Source organism: Micromonospora sp. WMMD1155 (assembly GCF_029581275.1).
Lineage (GTDB): Bacteria > Actinomycetota > Actinomycetes > Mycobacteriales > Micromonosporaceae > Micromonospora.
The window spans coordinates 6,719,536-6,746,259 of record NZ_CP120742.1; the positions used below are offsets into that span (position 1 = coordinate 6,719,536).

22 protein-coding genes are annotated in these 26,724 nt (G+C 72.8%); 12 read left to right on the top strand and 10 right to left on the bottom strand.

The genetic code is table 11. The features are described 5' to 3' along the window. Positions 1 to 105: 105 nt before the first annotated feature. Positions 106 to 816, bottom strand: a complete 711-nt coding sequence (locus tag O7617_RS30775) for an MBL fold metallo-hydrolase (protein WP_282259935.1) — start codon at positions 814 to 816, stop codon at positions 106 to 108. 106 nt (positions 817 to 922) lie between these two features. On the opposite strand from O7617_RS30775, the gene O7617_RS30780 reads away from it, so the two are divergent. Beyond that, complete coding sequence (locus O7617_RS30780; protein ID WP_282264918.1) at positions 923 to 1,306, top strand: YchJ family protein; 384 nt, start codon at positions 923 to 925, stop codon at positions 1,304 to 1,306. Here the strand turns inward: O7617_RS30780 and O7617_RS30785 are convergent. Then, positions 1,282 to 2,574: an MFS transporter gene (locus O7617_RS30785; RefSeq protein WP_282259937.1), complete on the bottom strand. Its 1,293-nt coding sequence runs from the start codon at positions 2,572 to 2,574 to the stop codon at positions 1,282 to 1,284. The genes O7617_RS30780 and O7617_RS30785 overlap by 25 nt on opposite strands. A 210-nt stretch (positions 2,575 to 2,784) precedes the next feature. Continuing rightward, entirely contained in the window at positions 2,785 to 3,906 is a 1,122-nt protein-coding gene (locus tag O7617_RS30790; RefSeq protein WP_282259939.1) for a hypothetical protein, read from the bottom strand. A gap of 187 nt (positions 3,907 to 4,093) precedes the next feature. Here O7617_RS30790 and O7617_RS30795 point away from each other — a divergent pair, with 187 nt between their 5' ends. The 3 genes from O7617_RS30795 to O7617_RS30805 all read left to right on the top strand — a co-directional run bounded on the left by O7617_RS30795 (position 4,094) and on the right by O7617_RS30805 (position 7,664). Continuing rightward, positions 4,094 to 5,224: an N-acetylmuramoyl-L-alanine amidase gene (locus O7617_RS30795; RefSeq protein ID WP_282259941.1), complete on the top strand. Its 1,131-nt coding sequence runs from the start codon at positions 4,094 to 4,096 to the stop codon at positions 5,222 to 5,224. A 109-nt stretch (positions 5,225 to 5,333) separates the two neighbouring features. Then, positions 5,334 to 6,908, top strand: a complete 1,575-nt coding sequence (locus O7617_RS30800; protein WP_282259943.1) for an FMN-binding glutamate synthase family protein — start codon at positions 5,334 to 5,336, stop codon at positions 6,906 to 6,908. Between the two features lie 213 nt (positions 6,909 to 7,121). Further along, positions 7,122 to 7,664: an N-acetyltransferase gene (locus O7617_RS30805; RefSeq protein ID WP_282259944.1), complete on the top strand. Its 543-nt coding sequence runs from the start codon at positions 7,122 to 7,124 to the stop codon at positions 7,662 to 7,664. A 6-nt stretch (positions 7,665 to 7,670) separates the two neighbouring features. Here the strand turns inward: O7617_RS30805 and O7617_RS30810 are convergent, their stop codons facing one another. Beyond that, a complete protein-coding gene (locus O7617_RS30810; RefSeq protein WP_282259946.1) occupies positions 7,671 to 8,645 on the bottom strand; it encodes a YafY family protein in 975 nt (324 codons plus the stop codon). Positions 8,646 to 8,739: 94 nt separating this feature from the next. On the opposite strand from O7617_RS30810, the gene O7617_RS30815 reads away from it, so the two are divergent. The 3 genes from O7617_RS30815 to O7617_RS30825 all read left to right on the top strand — a co-directional run bounded on the left by O7617_RS30815 (position 8,740) and on the right by O7617_RS30825 (position 10,891). Next, the gene (locus O7617_RS30815) at positions 8,740 to 9,177 is read left to right on the top strand and encodes a VOC family protein (protein WP_282264919.1); all 438 of its coding nucleotides are present in this window, start codon (positions 8,740 to 8,742) and stop codon (positions 9,175 to 9,177) included. A 57-nt stretch (positions 9,178 to 9,234) separates the two neighbouring features. Further along, positions 9,235 to 10,422 (top strand): DNA polymerase IV, encoded by a 1,188-nt coding sequence (gene dinB / locus O7617_RS30820; RefSeq protein WP_282259948.1) that lies wholly within the window; start codon positions 9,235 to 9,237, stop codon positions 10,420 to 10,422. Between the two features lie 124 nt (positions 10,423 to 10,546). Continuing rightward, positions 10,547 to 10,891, top strand: coding sequence for a hypothetical protein (locus O7617_RS30825; RefSeq protein ID WP_282259950.1), 345 nt, complete (start codon positions 10,547 to 10,549; stop codon positions 10,889 to 10,891). Positions 10,892 to 11,049: 158 nt separating this feature from the next. On the opposite strand, the gene htpG is transcribed toward O7617_RS30825, so the two are convergent. After that, positions 11,050 to 12,978: a molecular chaperone HtpG gene (htpG, locus tag O7617_RS30830; RefSeq protein WP_282259951.1), complete on the bottom strand. Its 1,929-nt coding sequence runs from the start codon at positions 12,976 to 12,978 to the stop codon at positions 11,050 to 11,052. A gap of 149 nt (positions 12,979 to 13,127) precedes the next feature. On the opposite strand from htpG, the gene O7617_RS30835 reads away from it, so the two are divergent. After that, positions 13,128 to 13,826: an SDR family oxidoreductase gene (locus O7617_RS30835; RefSeq protein ID WP_282259952.1), complete on the top strand. Its 699-nt coding sequence runs from the start codon at positions 13,128 to 13,130 to the stop codon at positions 13,824 to 13,826. Positions 13,827 to 13,875: 49 nt separating this feature from the next. On the opposite strand, the gene O7617_RS30840 is transcribed toward O7617_RS30835, so the two are convergent. After that, complete coding sequence (locus O7617_RS30840; protein WP_282259953.1) at positions 13,876 to 15,327, bottom strand: M28 family peptidase; 1,452 nt, start codon at positions 15,325 to 15,327, stop codon at positions 13,876 to 13,878. Positions 15,328 to 15,531: 204 nt separating this feature from the next. Between O7617_RS30840 and O7617_RS30845 the strand changes: the two genes are divergently transcribed. Next, the gene (locus O7617_RS30845) at positions 15,532 to 18,321 is read left to right on the top strand and encodes an ATP-binding protein (RefSeq protein ID WP_282259955.1); all 2,790 of its coding nucleotides are present in this window, start codon (positions 15,532 to 15,534) and stop codon (positions 18,319 to 18,321) included. Between the two features lie 25 nt (positions 18,322 to 18,346). On the opposite strand, the gene O7617_RS30850 is transcribed toward O7617_RS30845, so the two are convergent. Beyond that, entirely contained in the window at positions 18,347 to 19,096 is a 750-nt protein-coding gene (locus O7617_RS30850; RefSeq protein WP_282259957.1) for a hypothetical protein, read from the bottom strand. Continuing rightward, on the bottom strand, positions 19,093 to 19,593 hold the full coding sequence (locus O7617_RS30855; protein ID WP_282259959.1) for a SigE family RNA polymerase sigma factor: 501 nt from the start codon (positions 19,591 to 19,593) through the stop codon (positions 19,093 to 19,095). The genes O7617_RS30850 and O7617_RS30855 overlap by 4 nt, the downstream gene beginning before the upstream one ends. A gap of 138 nt (positions 19,594 to 19,731) precedes the next feature. On the opposite strand from O7617_RS30855, the gene O7617_RS30860 reads away from it, so the two are divergent. Further along, positions 19,732 to 20,568 (top strand): DUF3152 domain-containing protein, encoded by an 837-nt coding sequence (locus O7617_RS30860; protein ID WP_282259968.1) that lies wholly within the window; start codon positions 19,732 to 19,734, stop codon positions 20,566 to 20,568. Positions 20,569 to 20,581: 13 nt separating this feature from the next. Here the strand turns inward: O7617_RS30860 and O7617_RS30865 are convergent, their stop codons facing one another. Both O7617_RS30865 and O7617_RS30870 read right to left on the bottom strand, forming a co-directional pair. Further along, positions 20,582 to 21,211, bottom strand: coding sequence for a hypothetical protein (locus tag O7617_RS30865; RefSeq protein ID WP_282259969.1), 630 nt, complete (start codon positions 21,209 to 21,211; stop codon positions 20,582 to 20,584). A gap of 122 nt (positions 21,212 to 21,333) precedes the next feature. After that, a complete protein-coding gene (locus O7617_RS30870; RefSeq protein WP_282264920.1) occupies positions 21,334 to 22,515 on the bottom strand; it encodes a snapalysin family zinc-dependent metalloprotease in 1,182 nt (393 codons plus the stop codon). Between the two features lie 242 nt (positions 22,516 to 22,757). Here O7617_RS30870 and O7617_RS30875 point away from each other — a divergent pair, with 242 nt between their 5' ends. Then, a complete protein-coding gene (locus tag O7617_RS30875) occupies positions 22,758 to 23,345 on the top strand; it encodes a hypothetical protein (RefSeq protein WP_282259971.1) in 588 nt (195 codons plus the stop codon). A gap of 195 nt (positions 23,346 to 23,540) precedes the next feature. Further along, a complete protein-coding gene (locus tag O7617_RS30880) occupies positions 23,541 to 26,708 on the top strand; it encodes a BTAD domain-containing putative transcriptional regulator (protein ID WP_282259973.1) in 3,168 nt (1,055 codons plus the stop codon). The last annotated feature ends 16 nt before the right edge of the window (positions 26,709 to 26,724 follow it).

Here is a 26,724-nt window from a genome sequence, read left to right on the forward strand (position 1 = left end):
CCGGGCCGGTCGAGGCGTACGCGCCCTGGCCCGTCGACTGCTCGGCCGGGTCGAGGGCGACGTCCCGAGCCCTCGCCGCTCCGGCTGGCTGTGAGGCCGCTCGTTTCAGCGGTGCGCGGAGAGGAAGGCGCGAATGCGGTCACGGGGGTTGTCGGTCAGCTCCGGACCGTGGGTGAAGGCCGCGAGGTCGTACTCCAACTCGCCGAACACGTGGGCGGTCTGCTGGGTCATCGTGAAGTTGCTGCACAGCACCTTCGGCGAGTAGCGGACGCCGAGAATGTTGAACAGCGCGTCCCCGGTGATCAACAGTCGGGTCGGCTCGTGCAGCAACGACACGTGACCCGGAGAGTGGCCGGGAGTGTGCACCACCCGCAGGCCCCCGCCGACGTCGAGCACGTCGCCGTCGGCCAGCGGCTGCGCCACCCGCACCGCCGGGAACCGCCCTTTGTTGAACCGGGCGAAGAGCCGACCACCGGTCACCGTCGGGTCGCTGACCGGGGAGCGGCCCTCCTCGGCGTACGGAACGTCGCCAACGTGCGCCGCCACCGGGGCACCCGTGCGCCGCGACATCTCCGCCGCGCCGCCCGCGTGGTCGGGGTGTGCGTGGGTGAGCACGATCCGGGTGACGTCGGCCGGCACCTTGCCGATCGCCGCCAGCCCGCGCACGATCCGGGCCGGCGCCTTGGTCAGCCCGCAGTCGATCAGCGTGACGCTGCCGTCGCCGTCGACGAACGCGTACGAGTTGACTGCCGAGCGCCCCTGGGTGGGGATGCGCCAGACGTTCGGGGCGAGCGGCACGGCGGGCGATCGTGTCATGCCGCGAGTCTAGGGACGATCGTCAACCGGCCCGGGTCACCGTCGGGCGGTGCGGCCGGTACGGCAGGATGGCGAGGTGGGTAGGGCACGCCGACGGGCGGACACGATGACGGGACGGGCCTGCCCGTGCGGCTCCGGGCAGGCGTACGCGGACTGCTGCGCACCGGCGCACGGCGGCGAGCGGCCGGCGGCGACGGCCGAGGCGTTGATGCGTTCCCGGTTCAGTGCCTTCGCCCTCGGCGACACCGGCTACCTGCTGCGCAGCTGGCACTCCTCGACCCGGCCCGCGTCGCTGGAGCTGGACCCGGGGCAGCGGTGGACCCGACTGGAGATCGTCGGCACCGAGCGGGGCGGCCTGCTCGACACCGCCGGCACCGTCACCTTCCACGCGCACTACCGCGGCGCCGGGCGACCCGGCACCCTGACCGAGCACAGCCGGTTCGTCCGCGAGGACGGCCGATGGGTCTACCTCGACGGTGACCAGCCCTGACCGTTCGCCGACGAGACGGCGTCGCGGGGCACCGCCCCGGCTCGCCGACCGCGGGCGAGCAGGACCACCGCCACCACGAGGTACGGCCCGGCCGTCACCGCGAAGGCCACCGCGTTGCCGACCGCCGTGGCGAGCAGACCGTAACCGGCGTACGTCACGATGATCAGCACGTCGGTGGCCATCCCCGCCAGTGACGTGACGGTGGCCCGGCTGCCGCCGCTGATCCGCGCCTGGAGCCGCGCGTCGGCCAGCACGGTGGCCAGCTGGGCCGCCCCGAACGCGACAGCGAGCAACGCGAACCCCGTCGGGTGTCGGAGCAGAGCACCCCCGGCCAGCCCGACACCCACCAGGCCCAGCAGCGCGGCGTAGCCCCGGCCGCCCCACCGCTCCCCCACCGGGGCGAGTAGCCCGCCGACGGTCACCCCGGCCCAGAGCAGCAGGAGCAGCAACGGCACGGCCTGCGCGCCGACACCGGTGTCCAGTGCCAGCAGCGGGGTGTACTCGTCCAGGGCACCCCAGTCCGCCGCGACCACGGCGACCAGCAGGACGGCGGCCCGTACCGGTGGACGGGTGCGGACCTCGGCCACCCCCGCCCGCAACGTGTCCCACCACCCCAGGTCGTCATCGCCGTCCGGGTCGGCGGCGGCGTCCGGCCCGGCCGCGTCGCCCCTGACGGACGCCGGGCGGTGCTCCGGGAACCGGGCGGCGACCGCGACGGCGAGCAGGCAGGCGACCACGCTCGCCGCGCCCACCAGCGGGTAGCCGCCGACGACGAGCACCGGGCCGGCGAGCACCCCGGACACCACCACACCCAGCACGCCCGCCGTCCGGGAGCGTCCGAGCACCCGGGCGTACCTGTCGGCGGCGCCGAGCCGGTCCAGTTCGGTCCAGACCAACGCCTCCAACGCGCCGGAGACCAACGCTCCCGCGGCACCCCAGAGCAGGAAGCCGACCGCGAACACCGGGTACGACGGCGCCAGCACCCAGAGCGCGAACCCGGCGGCGCTCAGCAGCGGGGCGAGGCACACCAGCAGTCGGCGGGAGACCACGTCGGCCCACGCGCCGGACGGCACCTCGAACAGGATGCCGGCGGCCGACCAGATGACGAAGAGCGACGAGATCTGCCCGACCGACAGCCCGGTGTCGGCGAAGAACACCACGTACAGCGGGTAGAGCAGGACGAGGTCGCTGAGGAACGCGTACCCGTAGAGGGTGGTGGTCAGGCGGCGGACCGCCGGGTCGGGCACGCGCGGGGCGAGTTGACGCATGGGGGCCTTCCCGTGGGAGTGGAGACGGACACCGGACGTGTGGTGCCCGTGGTGGCCCACGGGGTCGGCTTGAGCGGCTGGATCAATGTCGCCAGGTCATGCCGGGATGCTAGCCGCGTCCTGATCGTGCTCGCCAGCGCTTTCGGCGCGCCGGACAGCGGGCGGCGGGGTGGGATCCCGAAGGACCCCACCCCGCCGGTGACGTGCCGGTCAGCGCCGCTTCGGGTCGACCGGCGGGAGGACCGTGGTCGCCTCGCTGTCGTCGCTGGTACGCGGGCCGGGCACCGTGCCCCCGGCACGCACCACCTGCGTCGTGTCGGCGTCGTCCCCGGCACGTACCACCTGGGTCGCGTCGGCGTCGCCACCGCTCACCGCCTGGTTCGTATCGGCACCGGACGGTCGGGTCACGACCTGGGTGGCCTCTGAATCGGACGGTCGGGTCACGACCTGGGTGGCCTCCGGGTCGGACGGTCGGGTCACCACCTGGGTGGCCTCCGGATCGGCCGACCGGGCGGCCACCACCTGGGTGGTATCCGCGTCGGTGGCGACGAAGGATGGCCGCGCCGGCTCGGCGTCCGGCGTGGCGGGGACAGCCGCCGCGCGGGCCAGCTCGGCCTCGGCCTCGGCGTCCCGGCGACCGGCCCGGTAGGCGCGGGCGTGCTCGGCGATCAGCTGCGACTCCTGCTCCGCGCGGGTCAGCCACCCCTCCCACCGGCTCTGCATCGGACGGACGAGGCCACCGCCGACCCCGACGACGAGGATGCCGCCGATCGTGGCCAGCACGGCGATCAGGACGGGAGTGGTGACCGCGGTGGCGACACCGATCTGGTTCAGCGCGGCGATGACGCCGAGGCCGAGGATGAACACCGAGGCGGTGGTGGCCAGCACCCGGCCGTACGACAGGCCGCCGAGCGCGCCGCTGATGATGTCCTTCACCGCGCTGGCGATGGCGGCGGACACCACGACGATGACGATCGCGACGAAGGCGCGGGGCAGCCACGCGATCACCGCGCCGAGCAGGTCGGAGATCGGGTTGGGCCCCCAGATGCCGAAGGCGAGCTGAAGGGTGAACAGCAGCAGCGCGTAGTAAACGAGCTTCGCGACGATGTCGCTGGCGTCGTACCGGGAGCGACTCAACGCCCGGCGGACGCCGCCGCGTTCGACGGCGCGGTCGAAGCCCACCCGCTCCAGGACCTTCTCCACGATCTTCAGCGCGGCCTTGGCGATCAGCCATCCGGCCACCAGGATCGCCACGAATGCGACGGCCTTGGGCAGGAAGAGCATCACCGAGCGGAGGGCGTCACCCACCGCGTCGCTGACGTTGTCACTCATCTGGTCATTCCTCACGGGACAGCCGGAACGGTCGGCTCCCGACCTACCCCGGTCGGCCGGCGAGGAAACGCCGGCCTGGTTGCGCGGGGTCTAGCGCGCGGACGAGTCTTGGCAATATTCTCCGAAGCGCGTGCGGCCACTGGAGCTACTTTTCATCCCCCCGCCGTCGGCCGCAGGAGGAGATGTCATGCACGTCGACCATTCCGAACTGGATCGCCGGACGCTGCTGCGGGCCGGTCTCGGCGCCGCCACCGTCGCCGTCGTCGGGAGCGAACTCGCGTTCCCCGCCTCGGCGCAGGCAGCCCCCGGCACCGACCTGGACTGGATCATCAGCTGCGACGAGTGGGCCGCTCGCCCGCCGAAGGACCCGCTGTCGGTCAGCGCCATCGCCACCAACAAGATCATCGTGCATCACATGGCGTTCCCGAACGTCACGGACTACTCCCGCGAGCAGGCCGTCAAGCTGGCCCACGACTGCCAGGACCTGCACATGGACGGCAACGGCTGGTCGGACACCGGCCAGCACTTCACGGTGAGCCGCGGCGGCTACGTGCTGGAGGGCCGCCGGGGCAGCCTGGAGCGACTCGAAGCCGGCGACCGCCAGATGATCTCGGCGCACTGCCCGGGCGAGAACGGTCGGGCAATCGGCATCGAGAACGAGGGCACCTACGTCACCGAGACGCCGCCGAAGGCACTGACCGACTCCCTGGTCAAGCTCTGCGTCGCGATCTGCCGACAGTACGGGCTGCACGCGTACGACATCTTCGGCCACTGGGACTTCCGCACCACCGAGTGCCCGGGTGCCGCCTTCTACCGGCAGTTCCCGGAGCTGCGCCGGCGGGTGCACGCCGCCCTCGGCACCAAGCTGGGCGACGTGCCGGCGCGCCGCTGGCCGGACCTGTGGCGCTTCGTCAACTCCCCCTCGGTCCGGGTCGTGCAGCACCTGCTCGCCCACCGGGGCTACGCGGTGACGGTCAGCGGCACGTTCGACACCGCCACCGTGGCGGCCGTGCAGGACTGGCAGGCCCGCCACGGCATCCCGGTGGACGTGGACGCCACCCTCACCCCGCCGACCTGGGAGACCCTGGCGCCGGAGTTGGACCAGCACGCCACCGGCGCGCCGGTCGCGGCCGTGCAGGAGATGCTCGCCACCAAGGGGTACGCGGTCACCGTCACCGGGGCGTACGACCACGCCACCCGGGCCGCTGTGCAGGACCTGCAGGCGCTGCACGGGCTGCCCCGCAACGGCAAGGTCAGCACGAGCACGTGGTGCACGATCGTCGGCGGGTCGGTTCGCCAGTCCTACCGGCACCGGTGAGCCCGAGGCGGTGGTGCGGGTCCGACCCGCATCACCGCCGGACCGGTCACCAGCGCGAACGCACCGCCGGTCGGTTTGGGCCGACACGCGGACGGAAAGACAGCCGGGCATGACATGGGCCCGTCGAGCCGTACCCGCCGCCGCCGCTGCCGTCGCCGCACTCGCCGCGCGGGACCTGATCCAGCGCGACCACGCGTTGCTGCGCAACTTCCCGGTGCTCGGGCGCGCCCGCTACCTGTTGGAGGCGATCGGGCCGGAGCTTCGGCAGTACATCGTGGCCGGTAACAACGAGGAGCGGCCGTTCACCCGCGACCAGCGCCGCTGGGTGTACGCGTCGGCGAAGCAGCAGAACAACTACTTCGGCTTCGGCACCGACAACGACATCGAGTACACCCCCGGGTATCCGATCATCAAGCACCGCACGTTCGGCCGGGCCGTGCCGCCGTCGACACCGACCGCCGGGCACGACGTACGGCTGCCCTGCGCGAAGGTGCTCGGCGCCGCCCGGGGACGGGCCCACGCGTTCCGCCCGGAGTCGGTGGTGAACATCTCCGGGATGAGCTTCGGCTCGCTCTCCGGCAACGCCATCGCCGCGCTGAACAAGGGGGCGGCGCTCGCCGGCTGCTTCCAGAACACCGGCGAGGGCGGCCTGTCGCCGTACCACCGAAACGGCGGTGACCTGGTCTTCCAACTCGGGACGGCGTACTTCGGTTGCCGCGACGAGCACGGCCGGTTCAGTCTGGACCGCCTGAAGGACCTGGTTGCCGGCGCACCGGTGAAGGCGTTGGAGATCAAGCTCAGCCAGGGCGCGAAGCCGAGCCTCGGCGGTCTGCTGCCCGGGGCGAAGGTCTCCGCCGAGATCGCCGCCACCCGCGGCATCCCGGCCGGACAGGACTGCGTGAGCCCGTCGCGGCACGCCGAGTTCTCCGACTGCGACAGTCTCCTCGACTGGGTCGAGTTGTTGGCCGCCGAGACGGGCCTGCCGGTCGGCATCAAGTCGGCGGTCGGCGACCTGGGCTTCTGGCAGGAGTTGGCCACGCTGATGCGCGACACCGGCCGCGGCGTGGACTTCGTGACGATCGACGGTGGCGAGGGCGGCACCGGTGCGGCGCCGCTGATCTTCACCGACTCCGTGTCACTCCCGTTCCAGCAGGGCTTCACCCGGGTGTACAAGATCTTCGCCGAGCATGACCTGCACGAACAGGTGGTCTTCGTCGGCGGCGGCAAGCTCGGCCTGCCGGACAACGCCGTCGTCGCCTTCGCGCTCGGCTGCGACATGGTCAACGTCGGCCGGGAGGCGATGCTCTCCATCGGCTGCATCCAGGCCCAGAAGTGCCACACCGACACCTGCCCCACCGGCGTCGCCACCCAGAACGCGTGGCTCGCCCGGGGCCTGGACCCGTCGTTGAAGTCGGTCCGGGCGGCCAACTACCTCCGGACTTTGCGCCGCGACCTGACCAAGGTCGCCGAGGCCTGCGGCGTCGAACATCCCGGCCTGATCGACACCGACGCCGTGGAGATCCTGGACGGCCGCACCGGCTCCACCCCCCTGCACGAGGTGTACGGCTACCAGCGGCACTGGGGTCTGCCCTCGGCAGCCGACCAGGCGGAGATCGTGCGACTGATGACGCCGGAGGCACCGCAGGGCGGCAGCGCCCCACCCTCGGCCACCGCCGTGGGCTGATTCCGGCACCGGCTCCGGCCGGGCTGACTCAGCCCGGGCATATCCCTGATGACGCCTATACCTGTGAGTCATATTTATGACTCACAGGTATAGGCCCTTTCGGCGACATGCCCGCCGAGCACCTGGCGCCGGCAGGACGAAGGTGAGCGCGTCGCCGTCATCCGGTGCGATAAACGCGTGGAGGCCCGGCCGGTGGAGCCGTATCGTGGCGCGGTGCTGATCAGACGCGAGACACCCGCCGACGTCGACGCGATCCGGGCGGTGCACGCCGCCGCGTTCGCCAAGACCGGCGACGGGAACAGCGACGGCGACGGCAGCCGTGTACCGGTGGAGGCGACACTGGTCGACGCGCTGCGCGCCGACGAGGGCTGGCTGCCCGCGTACTCCCTGGTGGCCGTCGATTCGGACGGCCAGGTGGTGGGTCACGTGGTGGCCACCCGCGGCCTGGTGGGCGGCGAGCCGGTGGCGTTGGGCCTGGGGCCGCTCGGCGTGCTGCCCGACCGGCAACGGCGCGGCGTCGGCAGCGCGCTGATGCACGCGGTGCTCGGCGCGGCCGACGCGCGGGACGAGCCGCTCGTGGTGCTGCTCGGGCATCCCGACTACTACCCGCGCTTCGGGTTCGGGCCCGCCGTCGACCTGGGCGTCACCCCGCCGCAGCCGTGGGGGCCGCAGTACTTCATGGCCCGTCGGATGGCCGCGTGGCGCGACTCGATCCGGGGCGAGTTCCGCTACGCCCGCCCGTTCGACGACCTGTGAACGTCGCTACGCGCTGCCCGTCGACGCGGCGCCGGCCATCGCGGTCAGGCGTCGGGCGAGCAGGGCGGCGGCGTCGCGCAGCTCCGCCGGCTCCAGCACCTCCACCTGGTAACTGAGGCGGGCGAGGTGCGCGGCGAGCCAGTCCAGGCGCTCCCCGCCGATGATCAGCAGACACCACCCGTCGCTGTCGTCCTCCACCCGTCCCACCTGCGGCGGCACCAGCTCCCGCACCTGGTCGGCCGTGGCGCGCACACGGACCCGGGCGAGATACCGGTACGCCGCCCCGGTCACGGCCCGCTGCACGAAGGCGACCGGATCCGGGTGCTCGCGCGCCCGGAAGCGCCAGGTCGTCGCGGTCGCGGCACCCATCCGGTCCAGGCGGAACGTCCGCCAGTCGTGACGGTCGACATCCCAGGCCATCAGATACCAGCGGCGACCCGTCGTGACCATCCGGACCGGCTCGACGGTCCGCTCGTGCTGCCCACCGTCGCGCGCCACGTAGGTGAATCGCACCCGCACGGCGTCGCGACAGGCCCGGGCCAGTGTCACCAGCACCTCGGCATCGATCTCGGCCACCGGTCCCACGAGCGTCTCGGTCGCGCCGTGCACCGCCCGCACCTCGGCGCGCAGCCGCGCCGGCATGACCTGATCGAGTTTCGTGAGGGCCCGCAGAGCCGCCTCGCCCGCGCCGGCGATCGTGCCGCCCGAGGCGAGGCGCAGGGACACCGCCGTCGCGATCGCCTCCTCGTCGTCGAGGAGCAACGGCGGCAGGCGGGTGCCCGCACCGAGCTGGTAACCACCACCGACCCCGGGGACCGCGTGCACCGGGTAACCGAGCGTCCGTAGTCGTTGCACGTCACGGCGGACGCAACGGTCGGTGACACCCAGCTCGGCGGCGAGGTCCGCAGCCGTCCAGGACGGCCGCCGTTGGAGCAGTGCCAGCAACCGCAGCACCCGCTCGGTCGTCGCCTCGACAGTCACGTGCCGATCGTTGCACGGGATGCGGAACGATTCTGTCCGCTATCTACGGGAGGCTGGGCCCATGACCGAGGAGATCACGAGACAGGGAGCCGACATGGTCCGCGACGTGCAGATCACCGTCGACTGTGCCGACCCCGCCGCGTTGGCGGCCTTCTGGGCCGAGGCCCTGGGCTACCGGGTGCAGGGTCCGCCCGGGGACTTCGAGTCCTGGGAGGACGCGCTCGACGCGCTGGGGGTGCCGCCGGAGCGCCGCAACGACGCGTCGGCGGTGGTCGACCCCGAGGGCTCGCGGCCACGGCTGTTCTTCCAGCGGGTCCCCGAGCCCAAGCGGGTCAAGAATCGCGTACACCTCGATGTGCGGGCCGCACCCGGGCTGGAGGGTGACGAGCGGATGGCGGCGCTGGAGAAGGAGGCCGAGCGGCTCGCCGCGCACGGTGCCACCCGGCTCAGCCGCCACGAGCCCGCTCCCCCACTGGGTGCCGGTCATCTCATCATGGCCGACCCGGAGGGCAACGAGTTCTGCCTCGACTGACCGGGCGTACGCCCAGGTCACCGCGGCGATCGTCGAGCGCCGTGCGAACATGTGTACGTGTCGCCCGGCGCCAGCATCCTGCACGCCGACCTGGACGCCTTCTACGCGTCGGTCGAGCAGCGCGACGACCCACGCCTGCGCGGGCGGCCGGTGATCGTCGGCGGAGGTGTGGTCCTCGCGGCCAGTTACGAGGCGAAGGCGCGGGGTGTCCGCAGCGCGATGGGCGGCCGGCAGGCGCGCCGGCTGTGTCCGGACGCGATCGTGGTGCCGCCGCGGATGTCGGCGTACACGGCGGCGAGCCGCGCGGTCTTCGAGATCTTCCGGCAGACCACTCCGCTGGTCGAGGGGCTCTCCATCGACGAGGCGTTCCTCGACGTGGGTGGCCTGCGGCGGCTGGTCGGCCCACCGGCCGACATCGCCGCGCGGCTGCGTCGGGAGGTTCGGGAACGGGTCCACCTACCGATCACGGTGGGTGTGGCCCGCACGAAGTTCCTGGCGAAGGTGGCCAGCGGGGTGGCCAAGCCGGACGGGCTCCTGGTGGTCGCACCCGACGCCGAGACGGCGTTCCTGCATCCGCTGCCGGTCGAGCGGTTGTGGGGCGTCGGCCCGGTCACCTCCGCGAAGCTGCGGGAACACCGGATCCGTACCGTCGGCGAGGTGGCACGGCTCGGCGAGGCGACACTCGTGTCGCTGCTCGGGTCCGGCGCCGGCCGGCACCTGCACGCCCTGGCTCACAACCGTGACCCACGCGCGGTGCAGGTCGGCCGCCGACGGGCGTCGATGGGCGCTCAGCACGCGCTGAGCCGTACCCCGCACGCCCCGACGGAACTGGACGCCATCCTCGCCGGGCTGGTCGACCGGGTCACCCGCCGGATGCGGGCCGCCGGGCGGTCCGGTCGCACCGTGGTGCTGCGGTTGCGTTTCGGCGACTACAGCCGGGCGACCCGCTCGCACACCATCGGCAAGGCGACAGCGGACACGACCCCGCTGCTCGCCGCCGCACGCGCGTTGCTGCGCGCGGCCCAGCCCGAGATCGACAGTCGTGGTGTCACGCTGATCGGCGTCTCGGTGGGCAATCTGGACGACAGCCCGGTGCAGCCGGAGCTGCCGTTCCACCGCGACCCGGGTGCGGAGTTGGACGCCGCGGTCGACGCGGTCCGCGACCGGTTCGGCTCGGCGGCGCTCACCCGTGCGGTGTTACTCGGTCGGGAGCCCGGCGTCGAGATGCCACTCCTGCCGGATTGACCGATCTGCGTGCGGCGTCCGTGCGACGAGTTGCGACCGGAGACACATCACAGCAGGTCGGCGGTTTAGCCGACGGCTGACGGGTGACCCTTGAGGGGTACAGCCTGACAAGGGGGGACCCACGATGTCCGACGACACCAGCAACCGACCGAGCCGCAGCGCCGAGCGACCGCACGACGTGACCGACCCGCTGCTCTGGCAACTGGCGATCGACGTGCTGGACGCCCACGAGCCGGACGACGAGGGTCACTGCCACAACCTCCAGTGCGCGGGGCAGGCGTGGCCGTGCGCCGCCCGGCAGGGCGCCGAGCACTCGCTGCGACTGTCGCGCGGGGCGGCGGAACCCGTCGAGATGACGATCGACGGCCTCGACGCCGGCACGGAGGCGACGCCGGCCTCCCGCTGGGGTCGCAACGCCGGACCGGCGGCCTCGCGTCGCGCGCCGCGGGCGTCCGCCTCGGCGGCGTGACTCGCGGCAGGTCCGGCCACTCGGGCTGACCAGCACCGCACACACGAACGCGTTGAGCGACTCGACGTGTCCGTCGGTGATCGCAGCTCGACGTCGTACGCCGAACCGGCCGGCGGGCCCCCTGGTCGGGTGGCCCGCCGGCCGGACGGGTCGACCGCCTACAGGGTGCGCGCCAGCCGGTCGGCGAGCGTGCGGGTGAAGCGGGCCGGGTCGGTCAGCTCACCGCCCTCGGCGAGCACCGCCAGACCGTAGAGCAGCTCCGCGGTCTCGGTCAGCGCTGCCGGGTCGCTCCCCTGCTCGTGGGCCTTGCGCAGCCCGGAGACCAGCGGGTGACCGGGGTTGATCTCCAGGATCCGCTTGGTCGGGGGCACCTCGTGCCCCATCGCGCGGTACATCTTCTCCAGCGTCGGCGTGAGGTCGTGGGCGTCGCCGACGACGCAGGCCGGTGAGGTGGTCAGTCGGGACGACAGACGCACCTCCCGGACGCTGTCGGTCAGCGTCGTGCCCAGCCAGTCGAGCAGGTTGGCGAACTCCTGCCGCTGCTGCTCGCGCTCGGCCTCGGCCTGCTGCTTCTCCTCGTCGGTGTCCAGGTCGATCTCGCCCTTGGCGATCGAGCGCAGCGTCTTGCCGTCGTACGCGCCGACCCGCTCGACCCACACCTCGTCGACCTGGTCGGTCAGGAGCAGCACCTCGTGACCCTTGGCCCGGAACGCCTCCAGGTGCGGCGAGTTCTCGATGGCGGCCCGGGACTCGCCGGTGGCGTACCAGATGTCGCTCTGGCCGTCCTTCATCCGCGAGACGTAACCGGCCAGGTCGGTGGGCTCGGTCGCGTCGTGGGTGGAGGCGACGGAGAGGAGTTCCAGCAGGGTGTCGCGGTTGTCGGTGTCGTCGATCAGCCCTTCCTTGACGACCGCGCCGAACTCGGTCCAGAAGGTGCGGTAGCGCTCGGCGTGGTTGGCCTTCAGGTCCTTCACCGTGGCGAGGATCTTCTTGACCAGGCGGCGGCGGACGATCTGGATCTGCCGGTCCTGCTGGAGGATCTCCCGGGAGATGTTCAGCGACAGGTCGTGCGCGTCGACCACGCCCTTGACGAAGCGCAGGTAGGTCGGGACGAGCGCCTCGCAGTCGTCCATGATGAAGACGCGCTTGACGTAGAGCTGGACGCCTCGGCGACCCTGCGGGGAGAACAGGTCCAATGGGGCGTGGCTGGGCAGGAACAGCAGCGCCTCGTACTCGAAGGTGCCCTCGCCCTTCATGTGCACGACCTCGAGCGGGTCGGCCCAGTCGTGGCTGACGTGCTTGTAGAACTCGTTGTACTCGGCGGCGTCGACCTCGTCGCGGGGCCGCGCCCAGAGCGCCTTCATGGAGTTGAGGGTCTGCACCTCGCTGGTGGCGGCCTCGCCGTCGGCGCCGGGGCGTTCGACGGTCATCCGGATCGGCCAGGCGATGAAGTCGGAGTATCGCTTGACGATGTCGCGGACGGTCCACTCGGCGGTGTAGTCGTGCAGGTTGTCCTCGGTGTCGGCCGGCTTGAGGTGCAGGGTCACGGCGGTGCCCTGCGGCGCCTCGTCGACCGCCTCGATGGTGTACGTGCCCTCGCCGGTGGACTCCCAGCGGGTGCCGCCGGTCTCGCCGGCCTTGCGGCTGACCAGGGTGACCCGGTCGGCGACCATGAACGCGGCGTAGAAGCCGACGCCGAACTGACCGATCAGGTCCTGCGAGGCGCGGGCGTCGGCGGACTCGCGTAGTTGGCGAAGCAGCTCGGCGGTGCCCGACTTGGCGATGGTGCCGATCAGCGCGACGACCTCGTCGCGGGTCATCCCGATGCCGTTGTCCCGCACGGTGAGGGTACGGGCGTCCCTGTCGACCTCGAGCGTCACGTGCAGGTCGTCGGTGTCGGCGACGAGGTCCTTGTCGACGAGCGTGGCGAGTCGCAGCTTGTCCAGGGCGTCGGAGGCGTTGGAGATGAGTTCCCGTAGGAAGACGTCCTTGTTCGAATAGATCGAGTGGACCACCAACTGGAGGAGCTGACGCGCCTCGGCCTGGAACTCCAACGTTTCGGCCTGGTTGCTCACACCGTCTCCCATCTCGGCTCGTGCGGGGTTTCGCGGACAGGATACGAGCCGTCACCGGGCGGGGTGCTGCCGCGTCCGGGTCGCATTCCCGATCGAGCGGGTCGCCCGTGTGACATAGCTGACTTTGGTTTGCAGAAGTCAGGTGGGATAGCGTGACGCCCATGAAGATCTCCGGAAGCACCGCCCTCGTCACCGGCGCCAACCGTGGCCTCGGCCGCCACCTGGCCGCCGAGCTCCTCGCCCGGGGCGCCACCGTCTACGCGGGCGCCCGCAACCCCGACAGCGTCGACCTACCGGGCGTGACGCCGGTTCGCCTGGACATCACCGACCCCGCCTCGGTGGCGGCCGCCGCCGAGCTGGCCGGCGGCGTGAACCTGCTGGTCAACAACGCGGGCATCGACACCCGGACCGACCTCCTCGACGGCGACCTGGACCTCGTCCGGCTGGAGCTGGAGACCCACTACATCGGCACCCTGTCGACGGTCCGCGCGTTCGCGCCGGTGATCGCCGGCAACGGCGGCGGGACGATCCTCAACGTGCTCTCCGTGCTGTCCTGGTTCGGATCCACGACCCACCCGGCCTACAGCGCCGCCAAGTCCGCCGAGTGGGCGATGACCAACGTGCTGCGCGTCCAACTCGCCGACCGGGGCGTCCGGGTCGCGGGCCTGCACGTCGGCTACCTGGACACCGACATGGCCGCCGACATCACCGGCCCGAAGACCGACCCGGCGGCGGTCGCCCGCATCGGCGTGGACGGCATCGAGGCCGACGCGTACGAGATCCTCGCCGACGACCTCAGCCGCCAGGTGCAGGCCGGGCTGGCCGGCGGCGTGTCCGCGCTCTACCCCCAGCTCCCCTGACCGACGACGCGACGGGCCGCCGCCGGGTCTCCGGCGGCGGCCCGCCCGGTCAGCTCGCCTGCAACGCCACGTCGTCGACCACGAAGCTGGTCTGCAGCGACGAGTCCTCGGTGCCGGTGAACCGCAGCGTCACCGTCTGACCGGCGAACCCGGCCACGTTGAAGCCGCGCTGGGTGTAACCGGCGGCCGCGTTCAGATTCGAGTACGTCGCCAGCGTGGTGGAGCCCATCTGCACCGTGAGCCGGTCGTACGCCGTGGAGCCGGTGGTCTCGGCGGTGTCGATGTGCAGCCAGAACGACAGCGTGTAGCTGGCGCAGCCGGCCGGCACCGTCACCGACTGCGTGAGGCTCTCGGTGCGGGTGGTGCCGTTGCCGCCCAGCCACGCCTTGTACGACCCGGTCCGGGCCGGTTGACTGCTGGAATTGGTGATCACCCCGGAGGACGCGGTCCACGGTGTGCTGCCGGTCTCGAAGCCACCGTTCCCGATCACCTGACCGCCGGTGCAGGTGGGGGTGCCGCCGCCGACGGCGAGTTGCCACAGCGCGTACGCGACACCGTCGGCCGCCCGGTTCAGCACCGTGGCGCTGACGTTGGCCGTGGTGTCGCAGGACCGGTGGTAGCACGGGTCGTACGCCGAGTTGGCGGTGCCGCCCCACTTGGCCGCCTGGGCGCTGGTCTTGCGGGCGCTGGCGCCCGCGGCGTAGCCGGAGGTGGGGATGCCGGCCTGCTGGAAGTAGTAGTCGTCGGAGCGGCCCTGGCCCTCGACGTTCTCCTCGGGTTGCAGACCCAACGAGTCCCAGTACGCCTTCAGCGGCGCCGCCGTGGTCGAGGTGACCCGGTTGATGAAGTAGCCGCCGTTGACCGAGCCGACCATGTCGAAGTTGTAGTAGCCCTTGATGTAGCCGCGCTGGGTGGTGTTGAGCGAGTTGACGTAGAACCGGGAGCCGTTGAGCCCCTGCTCCTCGTCGGTCCACCAGGCGAACCGGACCTTCTTCGTCATCGTCGGGTTCTGCGCGGCCAGGACCAGCGCGTTCTCCAGCAGGGTGGCCGAGCCGGTGGCGTTGTCGTTGATGCCGGGACCGGCCGAGACGCCGTCCAGGTGGGCGCCGAACATGACCACCTGGTCGGCCGGGCCGCCGGGCCACTCCGCGATCAGGTTGTTCGACGGGTACCGGCAACTGGAGCAGTACTGCTCACTGACCGTGTAGCCGGCCGCCTGGAGCCTGGTCTTGACGTAGGTGAGCGAGGCCGTGTAGCCGGCCGATCCGGCTCGCCGGTTACCGCCGTTGTTGGTGGCGATGGTGTTGAACTGGGTGAGGTGGGCTTGGACATTGCTGACCGAAATGTCCGGTGCGGCCAACGCGGCGACGGTGGCGGCGATCGGCCGGGCCAACGTCCTCGCGGTCGTGGGTGACGCGACCACCGGCTGTGCGGCCGGCGTCACCGTCATCCCGGCGAACACGGCGAGCGCGACTCCCGCGCTCAGCGTTCTGCCTCTCATGGGGGCTCCTCGGGGGTCAAAGGGATACCCGAGACAATTACAGATGTCGATACGTGGAGCATCGGTCGTTCGTCCCGAACCACGGTCGGTTCGACGGTGGGTACCGGCGTCGGCACAGGTGAGTAGAGGTGCCAGGATGGGTAGGTAACGCCAGCAGGGGTCGTCGGGCCCGGAACGGGGGCTTGCGATGAAGCCGGGTCGAGCGTGACACGACCCAGCACCGACCTGTTCAGCGGCGGCGGCGAGACCGGTCGGCTGATGGCCGAGCTGGACTGGGCCCGTACGCCGCTCGGCGCGGTCGACGGGTGGCCGCAGAGCCTGCGGGCCGCGGTCCGGCTGGTCCTCTCCTCCCGCTACCCCATGCTGCTGCTCTGGGGCGAGGAGTTCTCCCAGCTCTACAACGACGCCTACTCCACGCTGATCGGCGACAAGCATCCCGACGCGCTCGGCAACGACGTGCGGGTGACCCTGGCCGAGGGCTGGGACGTGCTCGCCCCGCTGATCCAGCAGGCCATGACGACCGGGGTGGCCAGCTGGGTCCCCGCCCTGCGGCTGCTGCTGGAGCGGGCCGGGTACCGCGAGGAGGCGTACTTCAGCGTCTCGCACGCCCCGGCCCGCGACGACGACGGCCGCACCGTCGGCGTGTTCACGGTGTGCAGCGAGGTCACCGAGCAGGTGGTCGGCGAACGTCGGCTGCGGCTGCTGCGCGACCTGTCCGTTCTCGGTGACGGTCGCACAGTCGACGTGGACGCCACCGGAGCCCGGCTGGTCGACGCGATCGGCGCGCACCCGCTGGACGTCCCGTTCGCCACCATCTACCTGCGCGACGGCGCGTCGCTGCGGCTCGTCGCCGGCACCGGTGCCGACCAGAAGGCGCTACCGGACACCGTCGACCTGGTCGACCCGGGCCCGGTCGCCCACGCCTGGGGATTGCCGGAGGCCGCCGAGGGGCGTCCGACCCAGGTGCCCGACGTCGCCGACCGGATGACCCTGCCCGCCGGCGCGTGGGACGACCCGGTCCACACCGCGTTGGCGCTACCGCTGCCCTCCGGCGACGAGGACCACCCGTTCGGCGTCCTGCTCTCCGGGGTCAGCCCCAGCCGACGGCTCGACGAGGCGTACCTGTCGTTCCACCAACTCCTGGCGCAACAGGCGTCCCTGGCGTTGCGCACCGCCCAGGAGCACGAGGAGGAACGGCGTCGGATCGAGGCGTTGGCCGAGCTGGACCGGGTGAAGACCGACTTCTTCGCCAATGTCAGCCACGAGTTCCGTACCCCGTTGACCCTGATGCTCGGCCCGCTGGCCGACGCCCTCACCGACGCCACCGCGCCCCTGCCCCCCGTCCAGCGGGAGCGGGTCGAGACCGCGTGGCGCAACGCCGCCCGACTGCTGACCCTCGTCAACAGCCTGCTCACCTTCTCCAGCCTGGAAGCCGGTCGCGCGCGCAGCGACGCCCGGACGGTCGACCTGGCCGCGCTCACCGCGGAGCTGGCCGGCGTGTTCCGGGCCGCCGTCGAGCGGGCCGGGTTGACCCTGGAGGTCAGCTGCCCTCCGCTGCCCCGGCCGGTCACGATCGACCCGGTCAACTGGGAGCGTGTCGTCACCAATCTGCTGTCCAACGCCCTGAAGTACACGTTCATCGGCCGGATCCGGGTCAGCCTGGACGCCGACGACGAGGAGATCCGCCTCACCGTCGCCGACACCGGCATCGGCATCGCCGAGCAGGACCTGCCGAAACTGTTCGAACGCTTCCACCGGGTGCGGGGCGCTCGGGCGCGCAGCCACGAGGGCACCGGCATCGGCCTGGCCCTGGTGCACGAGTTGGCCCGGCTGGAGGGCGGCGAGGTCCGGGTCACCAGCCGGGTGGGTGTCGGCAGCACCTTCACCGTGGCGTTGCCCTGGTCGGCGACACACCGCAGCACGGTGACCGACCCGCCGGTGGACCGGCGGGGTGACGCGGCCCGCGCCGCCGTCGAGGAGGCGGCCGGCTGGCTCGCCGAGGCCACCGACAGCCCGACCGGGCCCGGGAACGCCTCCGGGCGGGCCGTGGACGGGCTGGCCGGCGCGCGGATCCTGGTCGCCGACGACAACACCGACATGCGCGCGTACCTCAGCCGACTGCTGACCGGGCAGGGCTGGCGGGTACGGGCCGTCACCGACGGACGGCAGGCCCTGGACGAGGTCCACCGCGACCGGCCCGACCTGCTCCTCACCGACGTGATGATGCCGGTGCTGGACGGTTTCGACCTGCTGCGCCGACTACGCGCGGACCCGGCGACCCGGTCGCTGCCGGTGTTGGTGCTGTCCGCCCGTGCCGGCGGGGAGGCCAGCGTGGAGGGCCTGAGTCTGGGCGCCGACGACTACCTGGTGAAGCCGTTCGCCGCGACCGAGCTGGTCGCCCGGATCCGGGCCGCCCTCCGGCGGGCCCGCGACCGCGACGACAGGTCCGGCACGGGGACGGGCGGCGCCGCTCCGGCACCGGCCGGCGCGGTCACGACGGTCGAGGAGCCGACGGCCGAGGTCGGGGGGCCGGAGGACGGCGTCGCCGCTGGGAAGCCGGACGTCGACACGTCCGGGCGGGACGCCACGGCCGACCGGGACGGCGTAGGCGACCTCCTGGACGCCGGCTGGACGTATCCGTCCGCACCCACGTCGGCGGCGGCGATGCGCGCGGACGTCCGACGGAAGCTGGGCGACCTCGCCGTCGACCCGGACGTGCTGGAGGATCTGCTGCTGGCCGCGTCCGAGGCGGTGAACAACGCCGTCGAGCACGCACAGCGGCCCAGCCGTCCGGAGGTGCGGGTACGGGTCCAGGCGGGTGGGGGTCTGGTCCGGATCTCGGTACGCGACTTCGGCACCTGGCGGGACCGGCGACCGGCGATGGACCGGGGCCGCGGCGCACTGCTGATGAACGCCTACGGCGACGTGCGGCTGGTGTCCACCGTCGAGGGGACGACGGTGACCATCGAACGCCGGCTGGACGACCCGGCCTGATCGACGGGGTGACCGGCCATCGGCGTCAGAGCCGCCCGCCGGCGGCGTCGCGGGCGATGATGCCGTCGAGCCGCTCCCCCGGGCTCAACGCGGTGGGCTCGAACCAGAAGATCACCACCTGCTTGTCGACACTCCACCGGGACAGCCGCGCGTCGACCTGCCGCCCGTCCACGGTGCCGATGATGCGGTGGGCGGGGCCGACGAAGTAACCGAAGGTGGGCACCGGGTTCATCGACGAACGCTCGTCGTAGCCGATCTGGTGGAAACCGGGGCTACGGTCGGCTCCCTCCACGTCGTTGACCAGGATGTCGGTGGTCAGCATGCCGTTCGAGAGGCGGCGACCGGCGGCCAGCCCGATGGTGATCTTCGGCTTGCCCGGCACGGACACCCGCACGACGTAGAACACCCGCTGGTCGACACCGTGCCGCAGCTTGCTGTCGATCACCTGGCCCAGCGGCTTCGGCGACGGCACGTCGCCTGCCGTCGGCGGCGGGGTGGGCTCCAACGACCGCGCCGACGGCGAGACACCGGCCGGTGACGGGGCGACGGCGACCGGCGGGCGACGATCGGCCGTCGGCGGCCCCTCGGTCCGCGCGTCCGCCGCCACCACGACGACGACGGCCAGACCGGCCGCGAGCGTCGCCGCCCCGGCTCCGGCAACCCGCCGACGGGTACGCAACCGTCGACCGTCACGCATCACGGCGGCCAGGTCGAGGACGGCGTCGGGGCGCTCGGTCGCCCGCATGGCGTGGCGGAGCTGATCCAGCTCGTTCATCGGCGCGCCTCCTCGTCGGCGTGCCGCGGCGCGGCGGCGCGTAGTTTCTCCAGGGCCCGCGAGCTGGTGCTCTTGACGGTGCCCACGGATACGGCGAGTTCCCGGGCCACCTGCGCCTCCGGTAGGTCGAAGTAGTAGCGCAGCACGACGATGGCCCGCTCCCGGGGGCTGAGCGCATTGAGGATGCCGACCAGCCAGCGTCGGGTGGTGACCACGTCGGCCACGTCCGCGCGGCGCTGCTCCGGCACCTCGTCGGTCGCGTACTCCCGCATCGGCCGCCGCCACCCGTCCACCAGGTGGTTGACCAGGGTGCGGCGGGCGTACCCGTAGGCGTCGTCGTCGTGGACCCGCGACCACGACGCGTAGGTGCGGGCCAGGGCGGTCTGCGCGGCGTCCTCGGCCTGGTGGTGGTCACCGGTCATCAGGAACGCGGCGTGCACGAGTCGCGCGGACGCCGCCCGCGCGAACTCGACGAACTCCGCGTCACCCCGCGCCACCCGTGAACCTCTCCGTGCCACACCGCTATGGACGGGTCAGGTCGGTGAAAGGTTGAGCGGTGGGTCACATCAACTTTTCGCCACGGTCACCCGTCTTCTCCTCCGCGCCGCCGCCGAGCGCTGCGCGAGGGGAGAGACATGTCGACGAAGGTTACCCACCGATGGCGTTCCGCCTCGGCGACGCTGCTGCTGGCGGTGGCGCTGCTCACCGGATGCGGACTGCCGACCGCCGGGCGGCCTGCGAACGGTCCCGTCGCCGCCGGACCGCCGCCGGGCGGCAACCTCGCGCCGGCCACCACCGACGGGCCGACCGAGGTCGCCGCCGTGGTGCCCAGTTCCCTGCCGGTCGTCCCGGTCAGCTACCCCGCCTCCGGCGGGAACCGCTGGGTGACGGCGTCCGCCGAGACGGCACCGGCGCGGACCGGCCGGGGCACGCTGATGAGGTACCGGGTCGCCGTCGAGCGCGACATCCGGGGGCTGCCGGTGGAGGACATCGCCACGGCGGTCAGCGCGACCCTGAACGACCCACGCGGTTGGACGGCCGCCGGGGCGTGGCGGCTGCGCCGGGTGGGAGCCGACGACCCGACCGACTTCACCATCTACCTGGCCACCCCCGGCACCCGTGACACCCTCTGCCAGGACCAGCCGGAGGGATACACCTCGTGCCGCAACGGCGGCCGGGTGGTGCTCAACGTGGCGCGTTGGGTCAAGGGCGTGCCCGGGTACGGGGCCGACCTGACCACCTATCGGGAGTACATGGTCAACCACGAGGTGGGGCACAAGCTGGGATTCGGGCACGAACGGTGCCCTCGGCGGGGCCGACCCGCACCGGTGATGCAGCAACAGACGCTGGGCCTGCACGGCTGCACCGCCAACGCCTGGCCGTACCCGCAGGGCAAGGTCCGCTACAGCGGGCCGGTCGGGGCGTACGACGACGAGATCCCGCGTCGCGAGGGCGCCTACTCCGAGGGCTGACGTCGATCCCGCCTCAGCTGCGGCGGCCTCGTTCCTGCTCCGTCCGTTCGTCCAGCCGGCCCAACTCGTAGACGGCGTTCAGGCTGGTCGGCAGGCGGCTGACGTTGTTCGGCGCGGGGTCGGGGTCGGGAGTGGGAGCGGGGGCGGGCACCGGTGCGGCGGCGGGGCCCGGGGCACGGCGACGCAGGACCAGCAGCCCCAGCACCACCAGGACACCCAGGAGCAGCAGGTACGACACGGGCGGCCACCTGCCGCTGTCGGAGTCGGCGGGCGGCGCGCCGATCGGAGCGGGGGCGTCGGCGTCGCGTACGGGCAGCGGGGCCTCGCGGCTGCCCGTACGCTCGCCGCCGCCGCCGGGGCGGGCGGGCCCGGCGGGTGCCGCCGGAGGTGGGGCACCGGTCGACGACACCCTGGCCGGGGTGGTCACGGTGGGCACCGCGGAGCTGGGTCGGTTGGTGGTCGGCGGTGGGCTTGGCGGGGTCGGCGGGGTCGGGGTGACGCTCGGCGGACGGTCGCCGTCGAGCAGGTCGTCGACGATCCGGCCGACGCCACCGAGGAGGTCACCGACCGGGCCCGAGGTGGCCGACGGCGACGGTGCGGGCGCGAGCGCGAGGGTCAGCACGAGGGCGACGACGGCAGGCACGACGGCCACCTCCGGTGTGTCGATGTGCCAGGCACCGTATCGCATCGTGGGATCGGCTGGGTGACCCTGCCGCACCCGAGGCGGGGACGTGTTGCGCGTCCCCGCCTCGGTGTCCCTGGTGGTCAGACCGGCAGGCCGCCGACCTGGGTGGAGATCCACGAACGGATCGAGGGCAGGTCGACGTAGATGGACGGGCCGGTGGCGCAGGTGGAGTTGTTGTTGCCGGCCCGGCTGGTCGCGCCGATCAGGTTCCACACCCCGTTGACGCGCCGCACCTGCGGGCCGCCGGAGTCGCCGTAGCAGGCGCCGGAGTCGCCGTTGGTGTTGTTGGTGCAGATCTCGTACGGGCCGTTGATGCCGGAGCACCTGCCGTCGGCCACGATGGACGTGTCCAGCTCGTTGGCGACCGTCGGGGCGGAGCCGCAGCCCCGGGGCGCGCAGGTCTGGCCCCAACCGATGATCCGGGTGGCCGTGCCGACCGCGCCGGAGGTGCTCGGGATCGGGGCCGGGGCGTAGGTGACCGAGCTGGCCAGTTGCAGCAGTTTGACGTCGACACTGGGGTGGTTGACCGCGCGGGTCACCCGCACCACGCTGCCGCCGCTGGTGCGGGTGATGCTTCCCACCCGCACCGAGGACGGTGTCGAGCAGTGCTTGGCGGTGACCGCCCAGTTGGCCTTGATCAGGGTGCCGGTGCAACCGGAGACGTACACCATGAAGGGGTAGTTCTCCGAGGCCGGACGGCCGCCGACCACCAGGGGCTCGACGTCGGAGGCGCCGGTCCAGGTGTACGTGGTGCCGGCCGGCGCGGCCAGGCTGCCGGCGAACAGCGAGTTCACCCGGCTCGCCTCGGCGGAGCTGGGGTTCGCGTTGCGGCAGGAGACCGGTGCGCTGCTGCCGGACATCAGATCGGAGCAGAGGCCGGTACGCCGGTCCGGCAGGCCCAGGATGTGACCGATCTCGTGGGCGGCGATGCGGTTGCGGTCGTACCCCTGGTTGACGGCCGTGCGGCCCATCCAGATCCGCCCGGAGCCGAGGCCGGTCGGCTGCGCCCGGGGCCAGCCGTCGTCGACGTAGATGGTGATGCTGGCCGGGGTGCCGGCCAGCAACCGGACGTTGCCGACCCGACTGTTCCAGATCTGCGCGGCCTGGTCGAAGTTGGTGCGGAACTCGCCGGTCCGGCTCGCGTCGTAGTAGACGGTCCGGACGGCGGCGGCCGGCGCGCCGGTGCTGAGCTGCACCCCGGCTGCCGCCAGGGTCGCCGCGAGCATGGCCAGCGCCACACGTCGCAGTCGTCGTCGGAACATCATGCACTCCCCTGGGGTCATCCGGCGACCAACGGTCACCGGTCATTGATATGTGTCGATGCTAGGCCGTGCGTGAGCGGCGAGTGTCATAGCGGAAGCGTCATACCGGCCCGGACGACGGCTGTTACCCGGCGGTTACGCCGCGGCGAAGCGCCTGTGCCGGGGACGGACGACGGTGGCGGCAGAGGGTCACCGGCAATTCCGCCGCGACGTGACCCCGAGGACCGAACGGAGGGATCACGATGAGGATCACCAGCGCACTGACAGTGGCGGCGGTCGTCCTCGCCGGACTGGTCGCCGGCGCCGGCAGCAGCACGGCCGGCACCAGCGCGGCGGGTTCGAGCGCGGCGGGCAGCAGCGCCGCGGCCTACTGCGGGATCACCTGGGGCAGCGCGGAGAAGTCGGCCGGGGCGCTGAGCGACGCCCCGTTGACCGAGGTACGGACCGGCCGGCACGACTGCCACGACCGGGTCGTGTTCGAGTTCGCCGGGCCGGTCGACGGGTACGCCATCGGCTACGGCGAGACCTGGACCGAGGGCGAGGGGTTGGCGCTGTCGCCGTACACCGCCGGTGGCGCGCTGCTCCGGGTCTCGCTGCGGGCCCCGGCGTACGACGACGCGCACCAGGGCACCGTGCCCTACGCGGTCGGCGAACACGTCGCGAACCCGCTGCGCTACTCGACGCTGCGAGACGTCGTCTTCGGCGGCAGCTTCGAGGGTTACAGCACCTTCGCGGTGGGAGTTCGGGCGCGCCTGCCGTTCCGCGTGCTCGTGCTGGCCGGGCCGGGCACGCACAGCCGGATCGTGCTCGACGTCGCGCACCAGTGGTGACCTGCTACCGGCCGTCCCGGGAAGGCGGCGCCCCGGCCGGCGGACACTCAGTCGCGCGGGGTTCGACACGCGCGCATCGCGGATCGGGTACGCGACCAACCCGGGTCTTGCCTCGCCGGACGCCGCCGGTGAACCCTTAATCCACGGACGCCGATCGATCGTCCGGATTCGCGCGGCACGGCCGGGAGGAACGCGGTGCATCCGTTACGGGCAGGTCGTCAGCGGGGAGTCTGCTGCGTGGTGGCCGCCGCCGGTTACGGCAAGACCACTGCGCTGCGCCGCTGGTTCCCCCGAACCGATGGCCGCTGGTGCCGGGGCGACGAGGGACCCGTACGTCAACTCGTCGCCGACGCCGTCGCGGCCGGCGACCGCCTGGTCGTGGTCGACGACCTGCCGCCGACCTCGGCGGAGCAGCTGCACCTCCTGCTGCACGAGGTCGGGCGGTGGGGGGACGACGTCACAGTCGTCCTCGCCTCTCGGTGGCCGCTGTCGGCGCCGGCCACCCGCTTGCTCGGCAGCGGTCTCTGGACCGAACTGGGCCCCGCCGACCTGGCGCTCTCTCCGCAAGGGGTCGCCGACCTGATCGCCGAGGAGTACGGCCTCTCCACGCCGGACCTCGCCGACCGGGTGTACGCGGCGACCGGCGGCTGGCCGGCGCTCGTCCATCTGTCCGCCGAGACCCTGCGGCTGGGCGGGGTGCCGTCCGGGCCGCTCGCCCCGATCCTCAGCGAGCCCGGTGGGCCGATCGCGCGGTACATCGCCGACGAGGTGCTCGCCGCGTTGCCGGCGGAGGCCAGCCGACTGCTCCGCCAGGTCGGTGCGCTGACGCCGGTGAGTGTGGGGCTGTGCCGGGCGCTCGGCCATCGCGGTGCCGCGCGGGTCGTCGACGGGCTGCGCCGCACCGGTCTGCTGACCCGGCAGGCCTGGGCGGCGGCCGGGCCGGGCGCACCGACGCCGGAGGACCACCTCGTGCCGATCGTCGTCGAGACCGCCCGGCACGGGCACCGAGCACCGACCACCGACCAGGTCCGCCACACGGCCGCCGCCGCTGCGGCCTGGTACGACGAGCACGGACCGCCGGTCGCCGCAGCCCGCGAGTACCTGCGGGCCGGGGATCACCCGGCGGGTGCCCGGGTGCTCGACGCGCACGGCGATCGGATGATCGCGGCGGGTCGCTCTCCTGCGGTGATCGAGCTGGTCCGCATGCTGCCGGAACGGCTTCGCACCCGGCGGCTGCGCCTGCTGCTCGGCGACGCGTTACGCACCCTCGGAGACCTGGGGGCGGCCACCCGCGAGTACGACGCCGTCGCCGAGGAGTCCTGGGACGCCGGTCTGGCCTGGCGGCTGGGTCGGATCCACTACCAGCGGGGTGACGCCCGGGCAGCCCTGGCGATCCTCGGCCGGCCGCTCGCCCGGTCCGCCCCGCCGGCCGATCGGGCGCTGCTGCTCGCCTGGACCGCACACGCACACCTGCTGGCCGGCGACACCGAGACCGCCACCGGTTACGCGCGGCAGGCGCTCGCTGCCGCGACCAGCGCCGGGCAGGACGACGTGCTGGCCACGACCCACCTCAGCGTCGCCCTGTGCCTTAGTGTCGCCGGCGACCGCGCGGGCAGCGAGGAGCACTTCGCCCTGGCGTTGCCGATCGCGGAACGCACCGGTGACGTCCTGCTGCTCACCCGCATCCACACCAATCGCACGCACCAGTTCCTGCGCACCGGCCGCTTCGCCGAGGCGCTGACGATGGCCGAGCGGTCGGCCCGGTATGCCGCACTGGCCGGCGCGCCCAGCCTGCGCGCCATCGCGACCAGCAACGAGGCGGACGCGCTGGCGATGCTCGGCCGGTACGACGAGGCGGTGCAGCGGTACCAGGCGGCGCTGGCGTTCTACCAGCAGAAGGGCTCCCGCCGGTTCATCCACGCCCTCCTCGGGCTGGGTGAGCTGTACCGCCGGCGGGGCTGGCGCGAGCAGGCGCGCGCCGCGTACGAGGAGACGATCCGGGTCACCGAGGAGACCGGCAACGCGCATGTCCTGGTGCCCGCGCTCGCCGGGCTGGCGTTGGTGCGACTCGACGACGATGTGCCCGCAGCGGCGCAGCTCGCCGACCGGGCCGCCCGGGACGTCGCGGACGAGATCGTCGTACCGGCACTGCTGGCCCAGGGCTGGGTGGCGCTCCGGACGGCCGCGCCCGACCGGGCCACCACGCTCGCCGGCGAGGCGGCCCGCATCGCGCGCGGTCAGGGCGACCTGGCCGGGTTGGCCGACGCGCTCGAACTGCGGGCTGCGGCCGAGCAGGACCTCGGGCGGGCGCGCGAGGCGCTGCGTGAGGGGTGCGTGATCTGGAACCGGGCCGGTGCGGCGGTCGAGGCGGCCCGGCTGCTGGTCGTACTCGGGCGGTTGCCCGGGGCCGACATCGACGATCGGCTGGCCGGCCTTCTCGCGGGCGAGCAGGTCGCTCTCGCCGGCGCCCAGGTGGATCGGACGGCGAGCAGTTCCGGCGAATGGGCGCCCGGCACCGGGCCGATCTATCAGCGGGTCGTGATCCGGGCTCTCGGCCGGTTCGAGGTGCACCTCGACGGTCGCCCGGTGCCGGCTTCGCAGTGGCAGTCCCGCAAGGCGCGCGACCTGGTGCGGATCCTCGTCGCCCGGCGTGGCCGGCCGGTGCCGCGAAGCGAGCTGTGCGAACTGCTCTGGCCGGACGACGACCCGGATCGCACCGGGCACCGGCTGTCGGTCCTGCTCTCGATCGTCCGCGGGGTGCTCGACCCGACGAAGACGTTCGCCCCCGACCACTTCCTCGTCGCCGACCAGGCGTGCATCGGCCTCGACGTCAGCCGCTTGCGGGTGGACGTCGAGGAATTCCTCGCGCACGTCGCGCACGCGCGTCGCCTGGTGGAGCGGGGAGCGCTGGCGGAAGGGCGGACGGTGCTGCTGGCCGCCGACCGGCAGTACCGTGCCGACGCGTTCGAGGACGAGCCGTACGCCGACTGGTCCGGCCCGCTGCGCGAGGAGGCGCGGGCGGCGTACCTGAGCCTTCTGCGCATGCTGGCCCAGGTCAGCCGAGCCACGGCGGGGCCGGCGGCGGCGGTGACGTACCTCTTGCGGCTCCTGGAACGGGATCCGTACGACCAGCCGGCGCACCGGGCGTTGGTGCGCACGCTGGCCGCGGGCGGCCAGCACGGCGAGGCACGCCGGGCGCTCGCCCGGTACCGCGAGGCGATGTCCGCCATCGGAGTGCACCCGCCGGACGAGATCATCCTCGCGCCCGGCCGTCCGGGTCGGCAGCCGCAGGCCGCCGACCACCGGGGCTCCCCAGCCGCCGCCGACCACCGGCGTGCGCGGGCGGCCGACCGCAGGCGTTGACGGCGGGGCCGCTGGC

Coding starts and splice junctions, on each gene's coding strand:
- O7617_RS30860 (WP_282259968.1), top strand. CDS start 19,732: ATGTCGACGAAGGTTACCCACCGATGGCGTTCCGCCTCGGCGACGCTG.
- O7617_RS30790 (WP_282259939.1), bottom strand. CDS start 3,906: ATGAGTGACAACGTCAGCGACGCGGTGGGTGACGCCCTCCGCTCGGTG.
- O7617_RS30785 (WP_282259937.1), bottom strand. CDS start 2,574: ATGCGTCAACTCGCCCCGCGCGTGCCCGACCCGGCGGTCCGCCGCCTG.
- O7617_RS30775 (WP_282259935.1), bottom strand. CDS start 816: ATGACACGATCGCCCGCCGTGCCGCTCGCCCCGAACGTCTGGCGCATC.
- O7617_RS30815 (WP_282264919.1), top strand. CDS start 8,740: ATGGTCCGCGACGTGCAGATCACCGTCGACTGTGCCGACCCCGCCGCG.
- O7617_RS30825 (WP_282259950.1), top strand. CDS start 10,547: ATGTCCGACGACACCAGCAACCGACCGAGCCGCAGCGCCGAGCGACCG.
- O7617_RS30835 (WP_282259952.1), top strand. CDS start 13,128: ATGAAGATCTCCGGAAGCACCGCCCTCGTCACCGGCGCCAACCGTGGC.
- O7617_RS30795 (WP_282259941.1), top strand. CDS start 4,094: ATGCACGTCGACCATTCCGAACTGGATCGCCGGACGCTGCTGCGGGCC.
- O7617_RS30850 (WP_282259957.1), bottom strand. CDS start 19,096: ATGAACGAGCTGGATCAGCTCCGCCACGCCATGCGGGCGACCGAGCGC.
- O7617_RS30800 (WP_282259943.1), top strand. CDS start 5,334: ATGACATGGGCCCGTCGAGCCGTACCCGCCGCCGCCGCTGCCGTCGCC.
- O7617_RS30840 (WP_282259953.1), bottom strand. CDS start 15,327: ATGAGAGGCAGAACGCTGAGCGCGGGAGTCGCGCTCGCCGTGTTCGCC.
- O7617_RS30780 (WP_282264918.1), top strand. CDS start 923: ATGACGGGACGGGCCTGCCCGTGCGGCTCCGGGCAGGCGTACGCGGAC.
- O7617_RS30875 (WP_282259971.1), top strand. CDS start 22,758: ATGAGGATCACCAGCGCACTGACAGTGGCGGCGGTCGTCCTCGCCGGA.
- htpG (WP_282259951.1), bottom strand. CDS start 12,978: ATGGGAGACGGTGTGAGCAACCAGGCCGAAACGTTGGAGTTCCAGGCC.
- O7617_RS30870 (WP_282264920.1), bottom strand. CDS start 22,515: ATGTTCCGACGACGACTGCGACGTGTGGCGCTGGCCATGCTCGCGGCG.